General features: G+C 63.9%; 13 protein-coding genes. 4 read left to right on the top strand and 9 right to left on the bottom strand.

From position 1 onward, the window contains the following. Positions 1-36 precede the first annotated feature (36 nt). The 3 genes from DW352_RS01980 to DW352_RS01970 all read right to left on the bottom strand — a co-directional run bounded on the left by DW352_RS01980 (position 37) and on the right by DW352_RS01970 (position 2,734). On the bottom strand, positions 37-807 hold the full coding sequence (locus tag DW352_RS01980) for an HpcH/HpaI aldolase family protein (RefSeq protein ID WP_115688031.1): 771 nt from the start codon (positions 805-807) through the stop codon (positions 37-39). 18 nt (positions 808-825) lie between these two features. Then, a complete protein-coding gene (locus DW352_RS01975; RefSeq protein WP_115688029.1) occupies positions 826-1,737 on the bottom strand; it encodes a cupin domain-containing protein in 912 nt (303 codons plus the stop codon). Between the two features lie 61 nt (positions 1,738-1,798). Next, a complete protein-coding gene (locus tag DW352_RS01970; RefSeq protein ID WP_115688027.1) occupies positions 1,799-2,734 on the bottom strand; it encodes a DUF6282 family protein in 936 nt (311 codons plus the stop codon). 233 nt (positions 2,735-2,967) lie between these two features. Between DW352_RS01970 and DW352_RS01965 the strand changes: the two genes are divergently transcribed. From DW352_RS01965 to DW352_RS01955, 3 genes are read left to right on the top strand one after another with little or no spacing between them, the layout of a single operon-like run. Next, positions 2,968-3,780, top strand: coding sequence for an IclR family transcriptional regulator (locus DW352_RS01965; protein ID WP_115688025.1), 813 nt, complete (start codon positions 2,968-2,970; stop codon positions 3,778-3,780). 38 nt (positions 3,781-3,818) lie between these two features. After that, complete coding sequence (locus DW352_RS01960) at positions 3,819-4,859, top strand: beta/alpha barrel domain-containing protein (RefSeq protein ID WP_115688023.1); 1,041 nt, start codon at positions 3,819-3,821, stop codon at positions 4,857-4,859. Between the two features lie 39 nt (positions 4,860-4,898). Beyond that, positions 4,899-5,888 carry a Bug family tripartite tricarboxylate transporter substrate binding protein gene (locus DW352_RS01955; protein WP_115688021.1) on the top strand — a complete coding sequence of 330 codons (990 nt, stop codon included), beginning with the start codon at positions 4,899-4,901 and terminating at the stop codon, positions 5,886-5,888. 83 nt (positions 5,889-5,971) lie between these two features. On the opposite strand, the gene DW352_RS01950 is transcribed toward DW352_RS01955, so the two are convergent. From DW352_RS01950 to DW352_RS01925, 6 genes are all read right to left on the bottom strand, one after another. Next, positions 5,972-6,493 (bottom strand): ureidoglycolate lyase, encoded by a 522-nt coding sequence (locus tag DW352_RS01950; protein WP_245434290.1) that lies wholly within the window; start codon positions 6,491-6,493, stop codon positions 5,972-5,974. Positions 6,494-6,513: 20 nt separating this feature from the next. Next, positions 6,514-7,956, bottom strand: a complete 1,443-nt coding sequence (locus DW352_RS01945) for a flavin-containing monooxygenase (protein WP_115688019.1) — start codon at positions 7,954-7,956, stop codon at positions 6,514-6,516. Positions 7,957-8,013: 57 nt separating this feature from the next. Then, on the bottom strand, positions 8,014-8,790 hold the full coding sequence (locus tag DW352_RS01940) for a transporter substrate-binding domain-containing protein (RefSeq protein ID WP_115688017.1): 777 nt from the start codon (positions 8,788-8,790) through the stop codon (positions 8,014-8,016). 87 nt (positions 8,791-8,877) lie between these two features. After that, positions 8,878-9,690 carry an amino acid ABC transporter ATP-binding protein gene (locus DW352_RS01935; RefSeq protein WP_115688015.1) on the bottom strand — a complete coding sequence of 271 codons (813 nt, stop codon included), beginning with the start codon at positions 9,688-9,690 and terminating at the stop codon, positions 8,878-8,880. Beyond that, positions 9,687-11,033, bottom strand: coding sequence for an amidohydrolase family protein (locus tag DW352_RS01930; RefSeq protein ID WP_115688013.1), 1,347 nt, complete (start codon positions 11,031-11,033; stop codon positions 9,687-9,689). Before DW352_RS01930 ends, DW352_RS01935 begins: the two co-directional genes overlap by 4 nt. Beyond that, the gene (locus tag DW352_RS01925; protein WP_115688011.1) at positions 11,030-11,683 is read right to left on the bottom strand and encodes an amino acid ABC transporter permease; all 654 of its coding nucleotides are present in this window, start codon (positions 11,681-11,683) and stop codon (positions 11,030-11,032) included. Before DW352_RS01925 ends, DW352_RS01930 begins: the two co-directional genes overlap by 4 nt. A 265-nt stretch (positions 11,684-11,948) precedes the next feature. On the opposite strand from DW352_RS01925, the gene DW352_RS01920 reads away from it, so the two are divergent. Next, positions 11,949-13,454, top strand: coding sequence for an aminotransferase-like domain-containing protein (locus DW352_RS01920; RefSeq protein WP_162826717.1), 1,506 nt, complete (start codon positions 11,949-11,951; stop codon positions 13,452-13,454).

The following is a 13,454-nucleotide window of genomic DNA, read 5'->3' as shown; positions in this document are numbered from 1 at the left end:
GTTGATTCTTTGACCCGTGTTCGTCTCCGGCGGCTATCAGCCCCCCACGGCCTTTCGCACGCCGGTCAGTCCTCGCGCCGCGCCCTCGCGCAGGAACCCTTGGTCTGACGACAGAACGAACATGTTGGCGCCGAGCGACTTCAGCCAAGTCGCTTCCGCGTCGCCGCCGATATAGACGCTGATCGGCTTGCCGGCCTTCTTCGCCGCAACGCAGATCCGCTCCACTGCCTCGCGCACGCGCGGCGGGTCCTTCGATTCATCGCCGAACGCCGCCGTCAGATCGCCGCGACCGATGAAAAGCGCGTCGACGCCCTCGACCGCGGCAATGGCATCGATCTGGTCCAACGCCTCGGGATCCTCGATCTGCGCCACGACGACCGTGTTCGCGTCCGAGTCCTTGATGTGCTGCCACATCGGCACCGCCGTGTAGTGACCGGCACGCGTGCTGGTCGCGAAGCCTCGCCGGCCACCGCGATAGCGGCAGAGCGCCGCGATCTCGCGGGCATAGTCGGCCGTCGCCACATGCGGCACGAGGACGCCGGCGGCGCCGCAATCGAGCACCGAAAGAATGGCGTCCGCGCCGGGTACGCGCACCAGGGCCGGCATGTTGTGCGCCCGCGCCGCCAGCAGCGCGATATCGGTCGTCGTGCGATCGAACGGCGCGTGCTCTTGATCGATCACCACGAAATCGTAACCAACACCGGCGACGATCTCGGTCGCGTGGCTCGTCGGCGTCTTCAAGAACGTGCCGACCAGATTGTCGCCGGCTTTTAGTCGCTGGCGGAGAGAAGAAATCGTCTGTGTCATCAGTGCTGTCCCCCGGACCTAGCGCGGCATCGGATAATCGTCGGCGTTGAGCACCCAGCCCGGCTTCTCCGAGAAGTCGATGCGCGGCGGGCAGAAGATGTCGACGAGTTGATTGACGCCGCGGCCGGTGGCCTCGGTCGTGTGCACCGCCGGCGGCGGGATGACGGCGATCGACGGGCTACCGCAAAGTTCGTGATCGTCGTCGCGCCAGAAGTTCTTGTTGACCGTCCACGGCCAGCGCAGGTGGTGCATGAACTCGCCCTCGAGCGCGAGCGAGCACTGCTCGAAATCGTCGTGGAAGTGCGGCGATAGCTTCGTCGCGTCACGCGGACCGTTATAAAGGTCGAGGTAGTTCACCATGAAGGTTGTGCAGCGCCAGATGCGGCCGAAGCGGCCCGGCTCCGGCGGCACATCGAGATTGTAGACGCGCAGCTTGAACCCGCCCTTCGGCTCCGGCCAGGGCTCGACCGGCGCGACGTAAGGCTTCGCCGCCGCATAGGCGGCCTTGTTCGAGCATTTCGCGGCGAGGTCGTCCGAGCGCGTGGTGAACATGCGGACGACACGGCCAGGCTTGGTGACGCGGACGCTGGATTTGCCAGGCGGGACGAAAGCCAGAGAACCGCCCTTCACTTGCTCCGTGCCATCCTTGGTCGTGATCTCGACGGCGACGCTAGCGTCCGGCAGGAGAACGACGTACTCGTCGGGCTGCGCGTCGCGCGACAGCACGGCGCCCGCATTCGCCTCCGAATAAGCGATGATGAAGTTCTGACCGCGCGCATACCAGGTTTTGCCATCCGCCCCACTCTCCTGCGGCGGCTCCTGATAAAAGCGCGCGTATTCGGCGCCACCGAAAGGACCGGTCACCGGCGGCTTAACGGCAGCTGCCGGCGCGGCGGCGAGTTTCGAACGTGGATCGGAAGCGTCGTACATCCTTGGCTCTCCCAAATTTCAGGACTGCGCGTCGACGCGGGGGCGCCGGCGCAGCTTCTTGTCATTGCGCGGACGGCAAATCCGCTTCGATGCCGAGCATGCGCGCGGCATTCGTCGAAACCATCTTGCGGATCTGCGCGTCGTCGTAACCGAGATCCATGCAGAGCTTGATGCCGCGGCGGAATCCCTCGACCGGGCTGAACACACCAACCTGGCCGAGGTCCGAACACAACACCGTCTGCTCGACGCCGGCGGCCTCGATGTGCTTACCGAGTTCTGCGCCGTCGGCGATCTTGAACTTCGAGCCTTCAAGAAACATACACAGCGAATGCTCGACGAAGGCGCCCATCGCGGCGATGCCCTTCACGTCGTTCAGGCTGGCCTCGACGATCTCTTCCGGATGCGTCAGCACCATGCGCTTGACGCCGCGCTTCTTGGCCTCTTCGAACACCCGCCACGTCTCGCTGATGTGGATGTGGCCCGATGCAAGAACCATGTCGTTGCGAGCGACGATATCGATCACTTCCTTGACGTCGTCGCGGACGGACTTGTCGGCATTGAGCACCGGAATGCCGACGGCAGGCCGAATCTTCTCGGTCGACGCCGGATGGGTCCATTGCGCGTTTTCCTGCCAGCGCAGGTGGTTCTCGGCGGCGAGCGTCGGCAGCCAAACGACCTTGCCGCCCATCGCGGCGGTGTGCTCGACGGCGTACGGATTGAAGCCGCCGATGACGTTGTTGAGCACGATGCTCGAATAGATCTTCGTCTTCAGGTCAGGATAGTGACGCTTGATCAACGCCGCGGTCATCACGCCACTGTAATCGTGATCCTTTGTCACAACCGCCGCGAAGCCCGCAGCCGACGCCTGCTGCAGCAACTCCAGATGATCAATCGCGCGCGGCGCGATCGAAGGACCGCTGTGCACATGGGGATCGATCGCACCTATGAGCAGATTGTCGATCCGGCGTTCGATCGCCTGCTCGGATACTGACGCCATTCGCTTCCTCACTCCTCCGTCGCGCACCAATCTGTTCGCGACAACGAAACTGTGTTTCTTATTTTTTAACGGCTGAAGAAACCCTGTGTCAACGCCGATCCATTGTGCAGCGCAAAATGTCGATTTTTGTTGAGCTATTTGCGCACGTGCCGCACGTAGCACTTGCTTGTGTTTCCGTTTTGCATATGGTGTTTCGTATTCGCGAATTATAATTTGGCCGGTGGGCGGTAGAGATGGCTGACGAAAGCACCGCGGGGGTCCGTTCGGTCCAGTTCGCCATTGACGTACTGGAGGCCGTCGCCTTCTCCGAGGAAGAGCTTGGGGTAACGCAGATCGCCGACCGTCTTGGCCTGACCAAGGGATCGGTGCACCGGCATTTGCACACGCTGGTCGAACGCGGCTACCTCGCGCAGAACCCTGCCACGAGCCGTTACACGATCGGCCCGAAGAGCCGCCTGCTCGCGCGGCTCGCACCGGAAACCGATTTGGTGCAGCTTGCCGAAGGCCCGATGCGCGCCTTGCGCGATCAACTCGGCCACACCGTCGTTCTCTCCGAGATGACGCCGCGCGGCGCCCTCGTCGTGGCCAAGCACTCAGGCACGTCGCCAATCGAGATCGGGGTGCGCTCCGGCAGCGAATTGACGTTCCATGCCTCTGCGCAGGGCAAGATAATGCTCGCTTATGCGCCACACCCGTTCCAACGGCGCGTTCTTGCCCGTCCGATGCCTGTCTTCACCGACAAGACGGTGACATCGGTTACGCGTTTGGAGAAGGAGCTCGTCGAAAGCGCCAAGCGCGGCTACGCCTCTGCGCCCGAAGAGGCGATGCTCGGCATCAACGCTGTCGCCGCCCCGATCTTCGACAGCCACGACGCTTGCGTGGCGTCCCTGGCGATCGTCGGCTCCATCCAGTTCCTGCCGGCCAAACCCAAGCCTGGCGACCTCGCGGCGCTCATCGAGGCGAGCCAGCAAATCTCACGCAAGCTCGGCCACGGCACGCACCAGGACGGCATCGCCGCCTCGCGTCGCCGCGGTACGGCACGCTGATCCCAACAGCCAAGTACGAAGTTCAGCAAGGTTCAGTAATGAGTATTCTCTCCACGACCGTTGGTCGCGTTACGCTGAAGAACCCCTTGATCGCCGGCTCGGCGGAGCACTTGATCGAAGCTGATGGCGTGCGCCGTGCGCTGAAGGCCGGCGTCGGTGCTGTCGTCGTAAAATCCGTGAATGAATCGCAGGCCGCGCGCGACCAGCTTCAGCGTGCCGAGTACATGCTGCTCGACGACAAATGGAATCCGATCCCCTGGCGCGAGGACGCGCCGGCCTCCGCCTTCATCGCCTGCCGCTCCGGTCTGACGCCGCAATCGTTCGATGCCTGGCTCGAACAGACGGCGCAGCTCGACCGCGAGGCCAAGACCTATGATTCCCTTGCCGTCGCCAGCATCATCCTCGCCGATCTGGACGAGACCGTGCGCATGGCGCGGCACGTCGAGCAGGCCGGCCTCCGCGTTCTCGAGCTGAATATCGGAACGCCTTACGCGAGCCAGGCGCGCGGCGCCGTCTCGACCGAGCTAGATCCCGGCAACGTCGCGACCATCGTTTCCACGGTCCGCCAAGCCATCTCGCTACCGCTCTGGGTGAAGATCACCGGCCAGAGCGAGCGCGTTCCCGATCTCGCCGCAGCCGCCTTCGAGGCAGGCGGCGATGCCGTCGTCATGGCCGGACGCTCGCTTGGCCTCATCCCCGATGTCGAAACGCTCGAGCCGATGCTCGGCACGACGCTCGGCGTCGGCGGCTACTGGAATCTGCCCCTCACCTGCCAATGGCTGGCCTTGTCGCGCGCGAAAGTCGGCGCCGACAAGTCGCTCATCGCCACCAACGGCGCCCAGACCGGGCTCGATATCGCCCGGATGATGCTGGCCGGCGCTTCCGCCGTGGAAATGTCGTCGCCGGTCATGATCCGCGGCTTCGGCGTGCTGTCGCAGGCGCTGGCGGACTTCGAGGCTTATCTCAGCCGCAAGCAGTTGAGCGCGGCGCAGTTGATCGGCATTGCCGCGGACAAGCGCAAGCCATTTCCCGCCATGCCGCTGCGAACCGACAACTGGAAGAACCACGTTCCCCGATAACGCGTATCTCAGCCCGTGCCGGGCAAGAGAATAAGGAGGATGAGTACTGTGAGATCGATTTTGCACGCCGGAATGCTCGTTGCGGCCGCGACTACGGCTATCGTGGCCCAGCCCGACAAGAGCGCCGCGCAGGCCTGGCCGACCCGGCCGGTCACCATGGTGGTGCCGTTCACCGCCGGCACTACGTCCGACATCATCGCGCGGGGCCTCGCGCAACATCTCAGCGAGAAGCTGGGCCAGACGGTGGTCATCGACAACCGCGGCGGCGCCGGCGGCAATATCGGCGGCGCCGTCGTCGCCCGCGCACAAAATGACGGGTACACCATCCTGTTCGCAACGACAGGACCGGCGGCGACGAACAAGCTGATGTACCAGAACATGCCCTACGATCCGGAGAAAGACCTCGCGCCGATCGGGCTCGTGGGCAAGTCGCCGATCATCATCACGGCCCGCGCCAATGCGCCGTTCTCGACGCTCAAGGAGTACATCGACTACGCAAAAGCCAATCCGGACAAGACCAACGGTGGCTTTCCCGGCAATGGCACGCTCGGCCACATCACCGGCGTTCTGCTGCAGAGCACGGCCGGGATCAAATTCGGCTTCGTCCAGTATCGCGGCAGCGCGCCGATCATCACCGACCTGATTGGCAAGAACATCGACATCGCCATGGATTCGATGGCGGCTTATGTCCCCGCCGTCGAGGGCGGCCAGATCAAGGCCTTGGCGATCGCCGGACCGCAGCGCTGGTCCAAACTGCCCAACGTCCCGACGGCATCCGAGTCCGGCCTGCCGGGCTTCGAAGCGGCGGTTTGGTATGCGCTGTATGCACCTGCGGGCACGCCCGCCGACGTGATTTCGAAGGTCAACGCCGCAACCAACGACTATCTCAAGACGGACAAGGCCAAGACGTTCTTCGACAACCTCGGGGTCCAAAGTGCGGGCGGCTCGCCGCAGGAACTCAAGACGTTCACTGCTGCCGAAATCGCGAAATGGGGACCCGCGATCAAAGCGGCCGACATCAAATTCTGATCGCCTCGTCCATACGGGCACAGTACAAGAAGGGGTCCGCCATGGCGGACCCCTTCGTCATTGAGCGATACTTCTCGCTCAGCTCACTCTTTAAACTCGAACACCGTGCCGTATTTCTTATCCAGATAGCAGTTCTGGTGGTCGACTTCGTTCGTATTCGACAGCTCGAGATTGAAGAAGCTGACCTCGTCGGCATCGAAGAAGGGGCCGGCGTGCCACGAACCGCGATGCAGCTTGATCGCCACGTCGCCGGGGATAAGAAACGCCTTGATATCTTCGAGCGCCGGCTCGGCCTGCGGATCCTCGACATTTAAGGGCGGTGCAACGGCGATCAGCCACGGTTTGCCGCCAACCGAAGCGAGGCATTGCGTCACCTGCCGGTGCCGCGTGATCTGCTTGACGCGCATCGGCCGGCGCGGCAGGCGCATGATGTAAAGCCGCGGCGTACCGCGAGTCAGCTCGAGTTCGGCGTCCTCGGCGCCGAAGGGTGTACCGTCTTCCTTCGGCTCGATCACCGTCCCGTACGGCGCGAAAGATTCCGGCGACAGATGATTGATCTGTATGGGACGTACGGTCGCTGCGATATCGGCGTTAGATGTCTGCACGGTTTTGTTCCTCCTCTGCTTTATTCGGCCGCGGCAAGCGCCTGCGGTAAATTCAGATCGCTCTCGTTATAGGCCATGAGGTCGGGCACGAGCGCGCCCTCCTGCTCGAGCATGATCGATCGCGTGAGACCGGTCAGCACGCGCGGCACCGAATATTTATGGCCGCTGACGGACGTCGAATGCGGCCCCATCGACACAATGCCCGAGAAGTTGAACGCATAAATCCGGCTCAACGTCTCTGCGTCGCCGCCCGGGCGCGATCTGAAATCGTAATATGGCCCGAGATACGGGAACAGACCGAGTGTCGGATGCGCTTCCTCCGGCGTCGGCGTGAAGACGTCGCGCCATGGCAGGATCTCGTCGCGGAACAGCCCCAGCTCCGGCCGCATGCCGAAGTCGAGCGCCGAACCGGTGGCGCAGATGAGATAATCGAACGTCATCTTGCCCTTCGGCGTCTCGACCTCGATCGCACCGTCCGCCTGCTGCTCAAGCTTCAACCACGGGCAGCCGGGGTGCATCGCAAAGCGCTCATAGGAGTGCGCTTCGGCAAAACCCCAGCGGGCCGGCGGCTGGTCGATCTTCTTGAAGTAGACATTGACTTGCCAGCGGGTCCGGTCGCTGAGATCGGGGAAATGCTTGAGGAAGCCGACGAACTCGATCCAGCGATGCGGATTGATCAGCGGCAGCTTCTTGCGACGGAAGCAGAGATCGACGCTCTGCGCCCCGTGCTCTAGCGCCCGGGCGCCGTTGTCGAACGCCGAGGCGCCGTGACCGAGCACGCCGACGCGCTTGCCGCGCATGCGCTCGAAATCGACGGGACCGTTCGAGTGAAACACCCGCGCCGGATCGACCGCCGACGCAATCTCGTTCGGGATGCGCCACTCGCCGCAACCATCATAGCCGGTCGCCAGCACGACCCTACGTGCATAAAAGCGCGCCGGCTTGCCTGCTACTTCGGCTTCCACCGGGATGATACCATCCTGCGCCCGCCCGATGGACAACACGGTCGTATCGTTCTGCACCGGCAAATTCAGAACCTGACGGTACCAACGCAGGTAGTCCATCCAATGCGTACGCGGCACGCGATCGATGGCGTCCCACACTTCCTGGCCGAAGCGGGCGACGTAATAACTCTGGATCGACAGCGAGGGATAGCCGAGCTCCGTGCCGACGAGGAACTTCGGCGTGCGCAGCGTGCCCATGCGGGCGAAGGTTTCCCACGGCCCCTCATACCCGGCCGGACTGCGGTCGAGGCACAGGATATTGGTAACGCCCTCGCGCATGAGACCGTTGGCGATGGTGAGACCCGACTGGCCGCCACCCACGATCAGGACGTCATAGACATGCGCGCCGCTCGCATGCATCCGCGGCTTGACCCAGGGCGTCGCCGGATAAGCGAGCATGTCGAGCTCGTGGCGGACGCGCGCACCCAGTGCCGCCAAGCCGTCGGTGGTATCGGACATCAAGGTAACTCCAGTTCGGAAGGGGATGGCCGGCGCCGCGCGCCGGCCGAGTTTGGCTCAGTGCGAGCCGAACCACTTCTTGTCGATCGAGGCGAGAAAGCCATCCGCCTTCATCGCGGCGAGATGCTTGTTGATCTCCGCCATCAGTTCGGTGTCCTCGAGCCGCGTGTTGATACCCACGTCGCTCTGGCTCCACGTCTCGGTGATGGCGATATCCGCGTGCGACTTGGTGTTGTAGCGCAGCGTCGGTAGCGGATTGATCACCGCATCGACGCGCTTGTTCTTGAGGTCGTTCACCGCCAGAACGAAATCGTCGTAGAGCTTGATGTTGCTGACGTAGTCCTTCAGCTCGGTCTTGGTATAGCGTTCGCCACTCGAGCCGATCTGCAAGCCGACCGTCTTACCCTTCAAGTCTTCAGGCTTGTTGATGCCACTGTTCTTGAGTACGGCCGCGCCGATGCCGGCGTTGTAGTACGGCTCGGAGAACGCCACTTGTTTGGCACGATCCGGCGTGCGCGTGATCGCCGAGATCAATATGTCGGTGCGCTTGGCGACGAGCCCGGCGATGATCCCCTTGAAATCGATCACCGTCCACTCGATCTTGACGCCCATGCGACGGCCGAGTTCGTTGGCGAGGTCGACGTCGAAGCCGGTGAGCTGGCCATCCGCCATGAACTCGAACGGCGGATAGGAGCCGCTGTTGCCGACGGTCATCACACCCTTCTGTTTGATGGTGGCCAAGGTGTCGGCGGCCGCACACAGACTCGGCGCCGCGAACGCCGTCAGGGCCAAGAGCCCCGCCAACGCATGCCGGCGCGTAAACATCGTCATCATGTGATCACTCTCCTCGATGAGCAGGGATAGTCGGCCGCCGACATTCGTCGCGTCACACGGCCAGCGGGGTATCGATGTGCTTTCTCCCTAAGCGGCATCTTTTGTGTCCTCCCCGTTCGACAGCAGCCGCTTGAGAAAGGCCTTGCTGCGTTCGTGCTGCGGGTTGGAGAAGAACTCTTTCGGATCGCCCGCTTCGACGATCATGCCGCCGTCCATGAAGATGACGCGGTCGGCGACGTCGCGGGCGAACGCCATTTCGTGCGTGACGACAATCATCGTCATCCCCTCCTCGGCCAGCTTGCGCATGGTGGCGAGCACTTCGCCGACGAGTTCGGGATCGAGAGCCGAGGTCACCTCATCGAACAGCATCACCTTGGGCTGCATCGCAAGCGCCCGCGCGATGGCGACACGCTGCTGCTGGCCACCGGACAGCTCGCCCGGATAGGCATTTTCCTTGCCCGTCAGGCCCACCTTCTTGAGCTGCTCGCGCGCGCGCAGAATAGCCTCGGCGCGCGGCAGGCCGAGCACATGGACCGGCGCCTCGATGACATTGGCGAGTACGGTAAGGTGCGGAAACAGGTTGTATTGCTGGAACACGATGCCAATCTCGCGGCGTAGCGCGTTCAGTTCCTTCTCCGGCATGCGCGTGCGCGTGCCGCCCGGCGTCTGGATGAGACCGATCGGCCGCCCGTCGATCAACACCTCACCGTCGTCGAACGGCTCCATGAAGTTGATACATTGAAGCAGCGTGCTTTTGCCGGAGCCGCTCGGGCCGATGATGGCAACCACCTCGCCGCGCTCTACCGAGAGCGAGATGCCTTTGAGTACCTCATTGTTGCCGTAGCTCTTCCATAGGCGCCGGATCACCACCGGCTTGTCCGCGGACTTGGTGTCGGTCATGCCAGCAGCTCCCGTGCAAGATGCCGCGCCTGGCGCACGGTCTCCGCTTCGTCGATGTGAACAAAGGCGCCGCTCTCGAGAACGAGCACGCCGCCGATGACGACGTGCGACGGACGGCGCGGCCCGGACAGCACCAAGGCCGGGGCAAAGCTGGCGTCGTTCGTGAGCGGCGCCTCGGCGACCGGATAGAGACAGAAGTCGGCCGGCGCGCCGACTTCGAACGGCACACCGCGACTGCCGAGGGCGGCGCCCCCGCTGACCGTCACCATATCGAGCAACGTTGCGCTGTCGGGAGCCTGCGCCGACTCGCCTTGGCGGCGAGGCAACAGCGCCGCGTACTTCAGCGCCTCCCAGACGTCGACGCCGTCGTTGCTGGCGGCGCCGTCGGTGCCGACGGCGACACCGATGCCGGCGGCCAGCAGGGCCGGGACGTCGGCGACGCCGGACTTGAGGCGCAGATTCGAAACCGGATTGTGCACAACCACCGCACTGGTGGCGGCAAGGATCTCTCGATCGTGGGGCTTGAGCCAGACGCAATGCGCGCACGCGGTCCGCTCGCTCAGCACGCCGAAGTGCTCCATCCGCGCAAACGCGGTCATGCCGAATGCGCGCTGCTCGTCGTCAACCTCGTCGAGCGACTCGGCCGCATGGATGTGAATGGGCAGACCGCCGGCGCGCGACAGGTCGGCGGCGCCGGTCAGCATCTCATCCGTGCAGCGGATCGAGGCCGACGGCCCGATGCCGATGGCAACGCGATCGGACGCCAATCGCTGCGCGGCCGCCGCGATGCGCTCCAACTGCTTGTGCGCCGGCTCCAGCGCACCGAGATGCGCCGCGCCGACCGCGCGATTATTGGCGCCGACACGATCGCGCACCATGACGGCCAGCAGAGTCCGCATGCCGACTTGATCGTAGGCCGCCGCCGCCGCTTCCAATACTTCGTCCGACATCGGATTGCGGCGGCAATGATCGACCATCGATGTGATACCGCAGCGGATCGACAACAGCGCGCCGAAGCGCACGGCAACCGCCATCTGCTCGGGCGTCAGCGCGTCGAGGCGCGGCCAGACGGCGGCAAGCCAGGCGCTCAGGTCCAAGCCATCGGCCATACCGCGCGCGAGTATCTCGCTGCCATGCGTGTGCGCATTGCGCAGGCCCGGCAGCACCAGACCGCCCTCGCCGTCGATCACTTTGTTAGCGCGCGGCACGTCTTCGGCGGCCGGGCCGATTGCGGCGATCTTGCCGCCGGCGCAGGCGAGCCAGCCGATTACAGGCGCCCAGCCGGTCGACGGCGCCGCAATCGTCACGTCTTTGATGACAAGATCGAGCGGTATCGGCTTCATCGCATCCGATACCTCTTCTCGAGGAAGCTGTTGAGCCACACGAGCGGCAAGGTCAACAGCAGATAGATGAGTGCGACACCGGCGAAGGGGCTGAAGGTGTTGGCCTTCCAAGTCATCACCTCGAGGCCGGCGCGCAGCAGATCGGAGATCGTGATGGTCGACACCAGCGCGGTGTTCTTCACCAAGGTCAGGGACTCGTTGGTGATCGGCGGCAGCACGCGCCGGATCGCCTGCGGCAGAATGATGCGCCGCATGGCCTGGCCATAGGACATACCGAGAGAACGCGCCGCGCGCATCTGGCCGGGATCGATCGACTGAATGCCGGCGCGCACGATTTCGGTCACATAGGCGCCGTTGACGGCCGCCAATGCGATGATCGCCACCGTGAACGGCTCGAGCAGGATGTGCGCCGACGGCAGCCCGTAATAGAGAAACATCAACGTCACCAGCAGCGGCACGCCGCGCATGACGGTGACGTAGGCGAGCGATCCGTAACGCAGGAACGGATTGCTCGAGATCCGGCAGACGCCGCCAACGATGCCGATCAGCGCGCCGAGACAGATCGACACCAGCGCCAGCATCACGGTCACTTGCGCGCCGCGCAGCAGCGACGGCAACGCCGCAATGAAGATGTCGAACTGAAAGTCCATTGTATTACTACAAACTGCGTCCTGTTGCTTCTGCGAACTTGTATCAAGTTTCGTGCCAAGCGCTGGATCTGCCAGACCGCCGTGAGATGGCGTCATCCGCGCTCGCCGCTTTTTACCGCGATCAATGGTAAAGCCGAGAATGATCAAACATTCGGCAGCACACCGCCGCCAATATGTGCAGTCGGCGACGTCAAAACGTCTTCTCGGCGGCGGGAGATTGTATTACGCCTATCGTAATACAAGGACGCATGACGACCCCCCGGGCATGACAAAGCGTCAACGAAACGAGCGAGCGAACGGCACGGCGAAGGATGGAGCGCCGGACGAAGGTCCGCTCTATGCGCGCATCCGCGATGAGCTCGCCGCTAAAATCGCCTCCGGTAAATTGAAGGATGGCACCAAGTTGCCGACCGTGCGCGAACTGGCGCGCGAGCGTGCGATCAATCCGATGACTGTGGCGCGCGCCTATCGCGAGCTCGCCGAGCGCGGCTTCATCATCGCGCGTCCCGGCAGCGGATCTTATGTCAGCCGGCCCGGCCGCCCGCCAGCGGGCAACGGACGCACGGCTGTCGCGGTCGATCCTTCGATCGATCCTGGCGGCATCAGCAGCCGCTTATTTGAACTGGCGCGCGCGCCGGGCGTCATTGCCTTCACCGGCAATTATCCGTCGGTCGACATGTCGGATGCGGCGTCGTTCGCCCATTGCCTGCAAGAGGCACTCGCACGCGGCGCCATCGAGTACTTCCGCTACGATCCGCCCGCCGGCCGCGAAGAACTGCGCGAAGCGCTGTTGCCGTTCCTCGCTACGCAAGGCATCGACGCGCGCCCCGGCAACCTCATCGTCACGTCCGGCGGCCAGCAAGGCATGGACATCGTTGCGCGCAGCCTGCTCCGGCGTGGCGATCGCGTCATTCTCGAAGAGCCCGCTTATTTCGGCGCCATCAATGTCGTGCGCGCCGCCGGTGCCGTGCCAGTGCCGCTGCGCTTCGGACCGAAGGGTTTCGACCTTGACGAAGTCGAGGACGCGATCAGGCGTCATCACCCGCGCTTGATCATCATCAATCCGACATTCCAGAATCCGACCGGTCACAGCGTGCCGCTCGACCAGCGCCGCGGCTTGGTGCGGCTCGCGCTCGAACACGGCGTGCCGATCCTGGAAGACGATCATAGCCCCGAACTGCGCTTCCGTGGCGATGCCCTGCCGCCGCTGCGCGCGCTGCCGGACGCCGAGCAGGTCGTTTACTACACGCGCGGCTTCGGCAAGACCTTCATCCCCGGCGTGCGCCTCGGTTTCTTGTTGCCCGCCCGCGGCGGTCTCAACGGCTGCCTGGAGATCAAGGCCACGACCGACCTGCAATCGCCCGCCCTTCTGCAAGGCGCCTTGGCGAACTACTTCAAGCAGACCGATTGGCGTGATTACGTGACGCGCGCCTGCGCGGCCTATCGCGCGCGGCAAGAGCAGCTGTTCGATATTCTCATCGACAAAGTCGGCGACTACGGCCGGCTGTTGCTGCCCGAGGGCGGCTTGAGCCTGTGGCTGGAACTGGCCGGCGAGATCAACGCACGCGAGGTCTATTTCAACGCCGTCCGGCGCGGCGTCGCCTTCGCGGTCGCCGACAGCTTCAGCTTCCGCCCCGACCAGCCGAGCGCGCTGCGCATCTCCTTCGGCCTCACCGATCCCAAGGACTATGAGGAAGGCGCCAGCCGCCTCGCCCACGTGCTGCGCAATGTGGTGACACCGCAGCGCAAGTTGTCGTCGGCTTTCGTGTAG

Source organism: Pseudolabrys taiwanensis (assembly GCF_003367395.1).
In the GTDB taxonomy this organism is placed as follows: Bacteria; Pseudomonadota; Alphaproteobacteria; order Rhizobiales; family Xanthobacteraceae; genus Pseudolabrys; species Pseudolabrys taiwanensis.
This window is presented reverse-complemented; position numbering and strand designations above follow the sequence as displayed.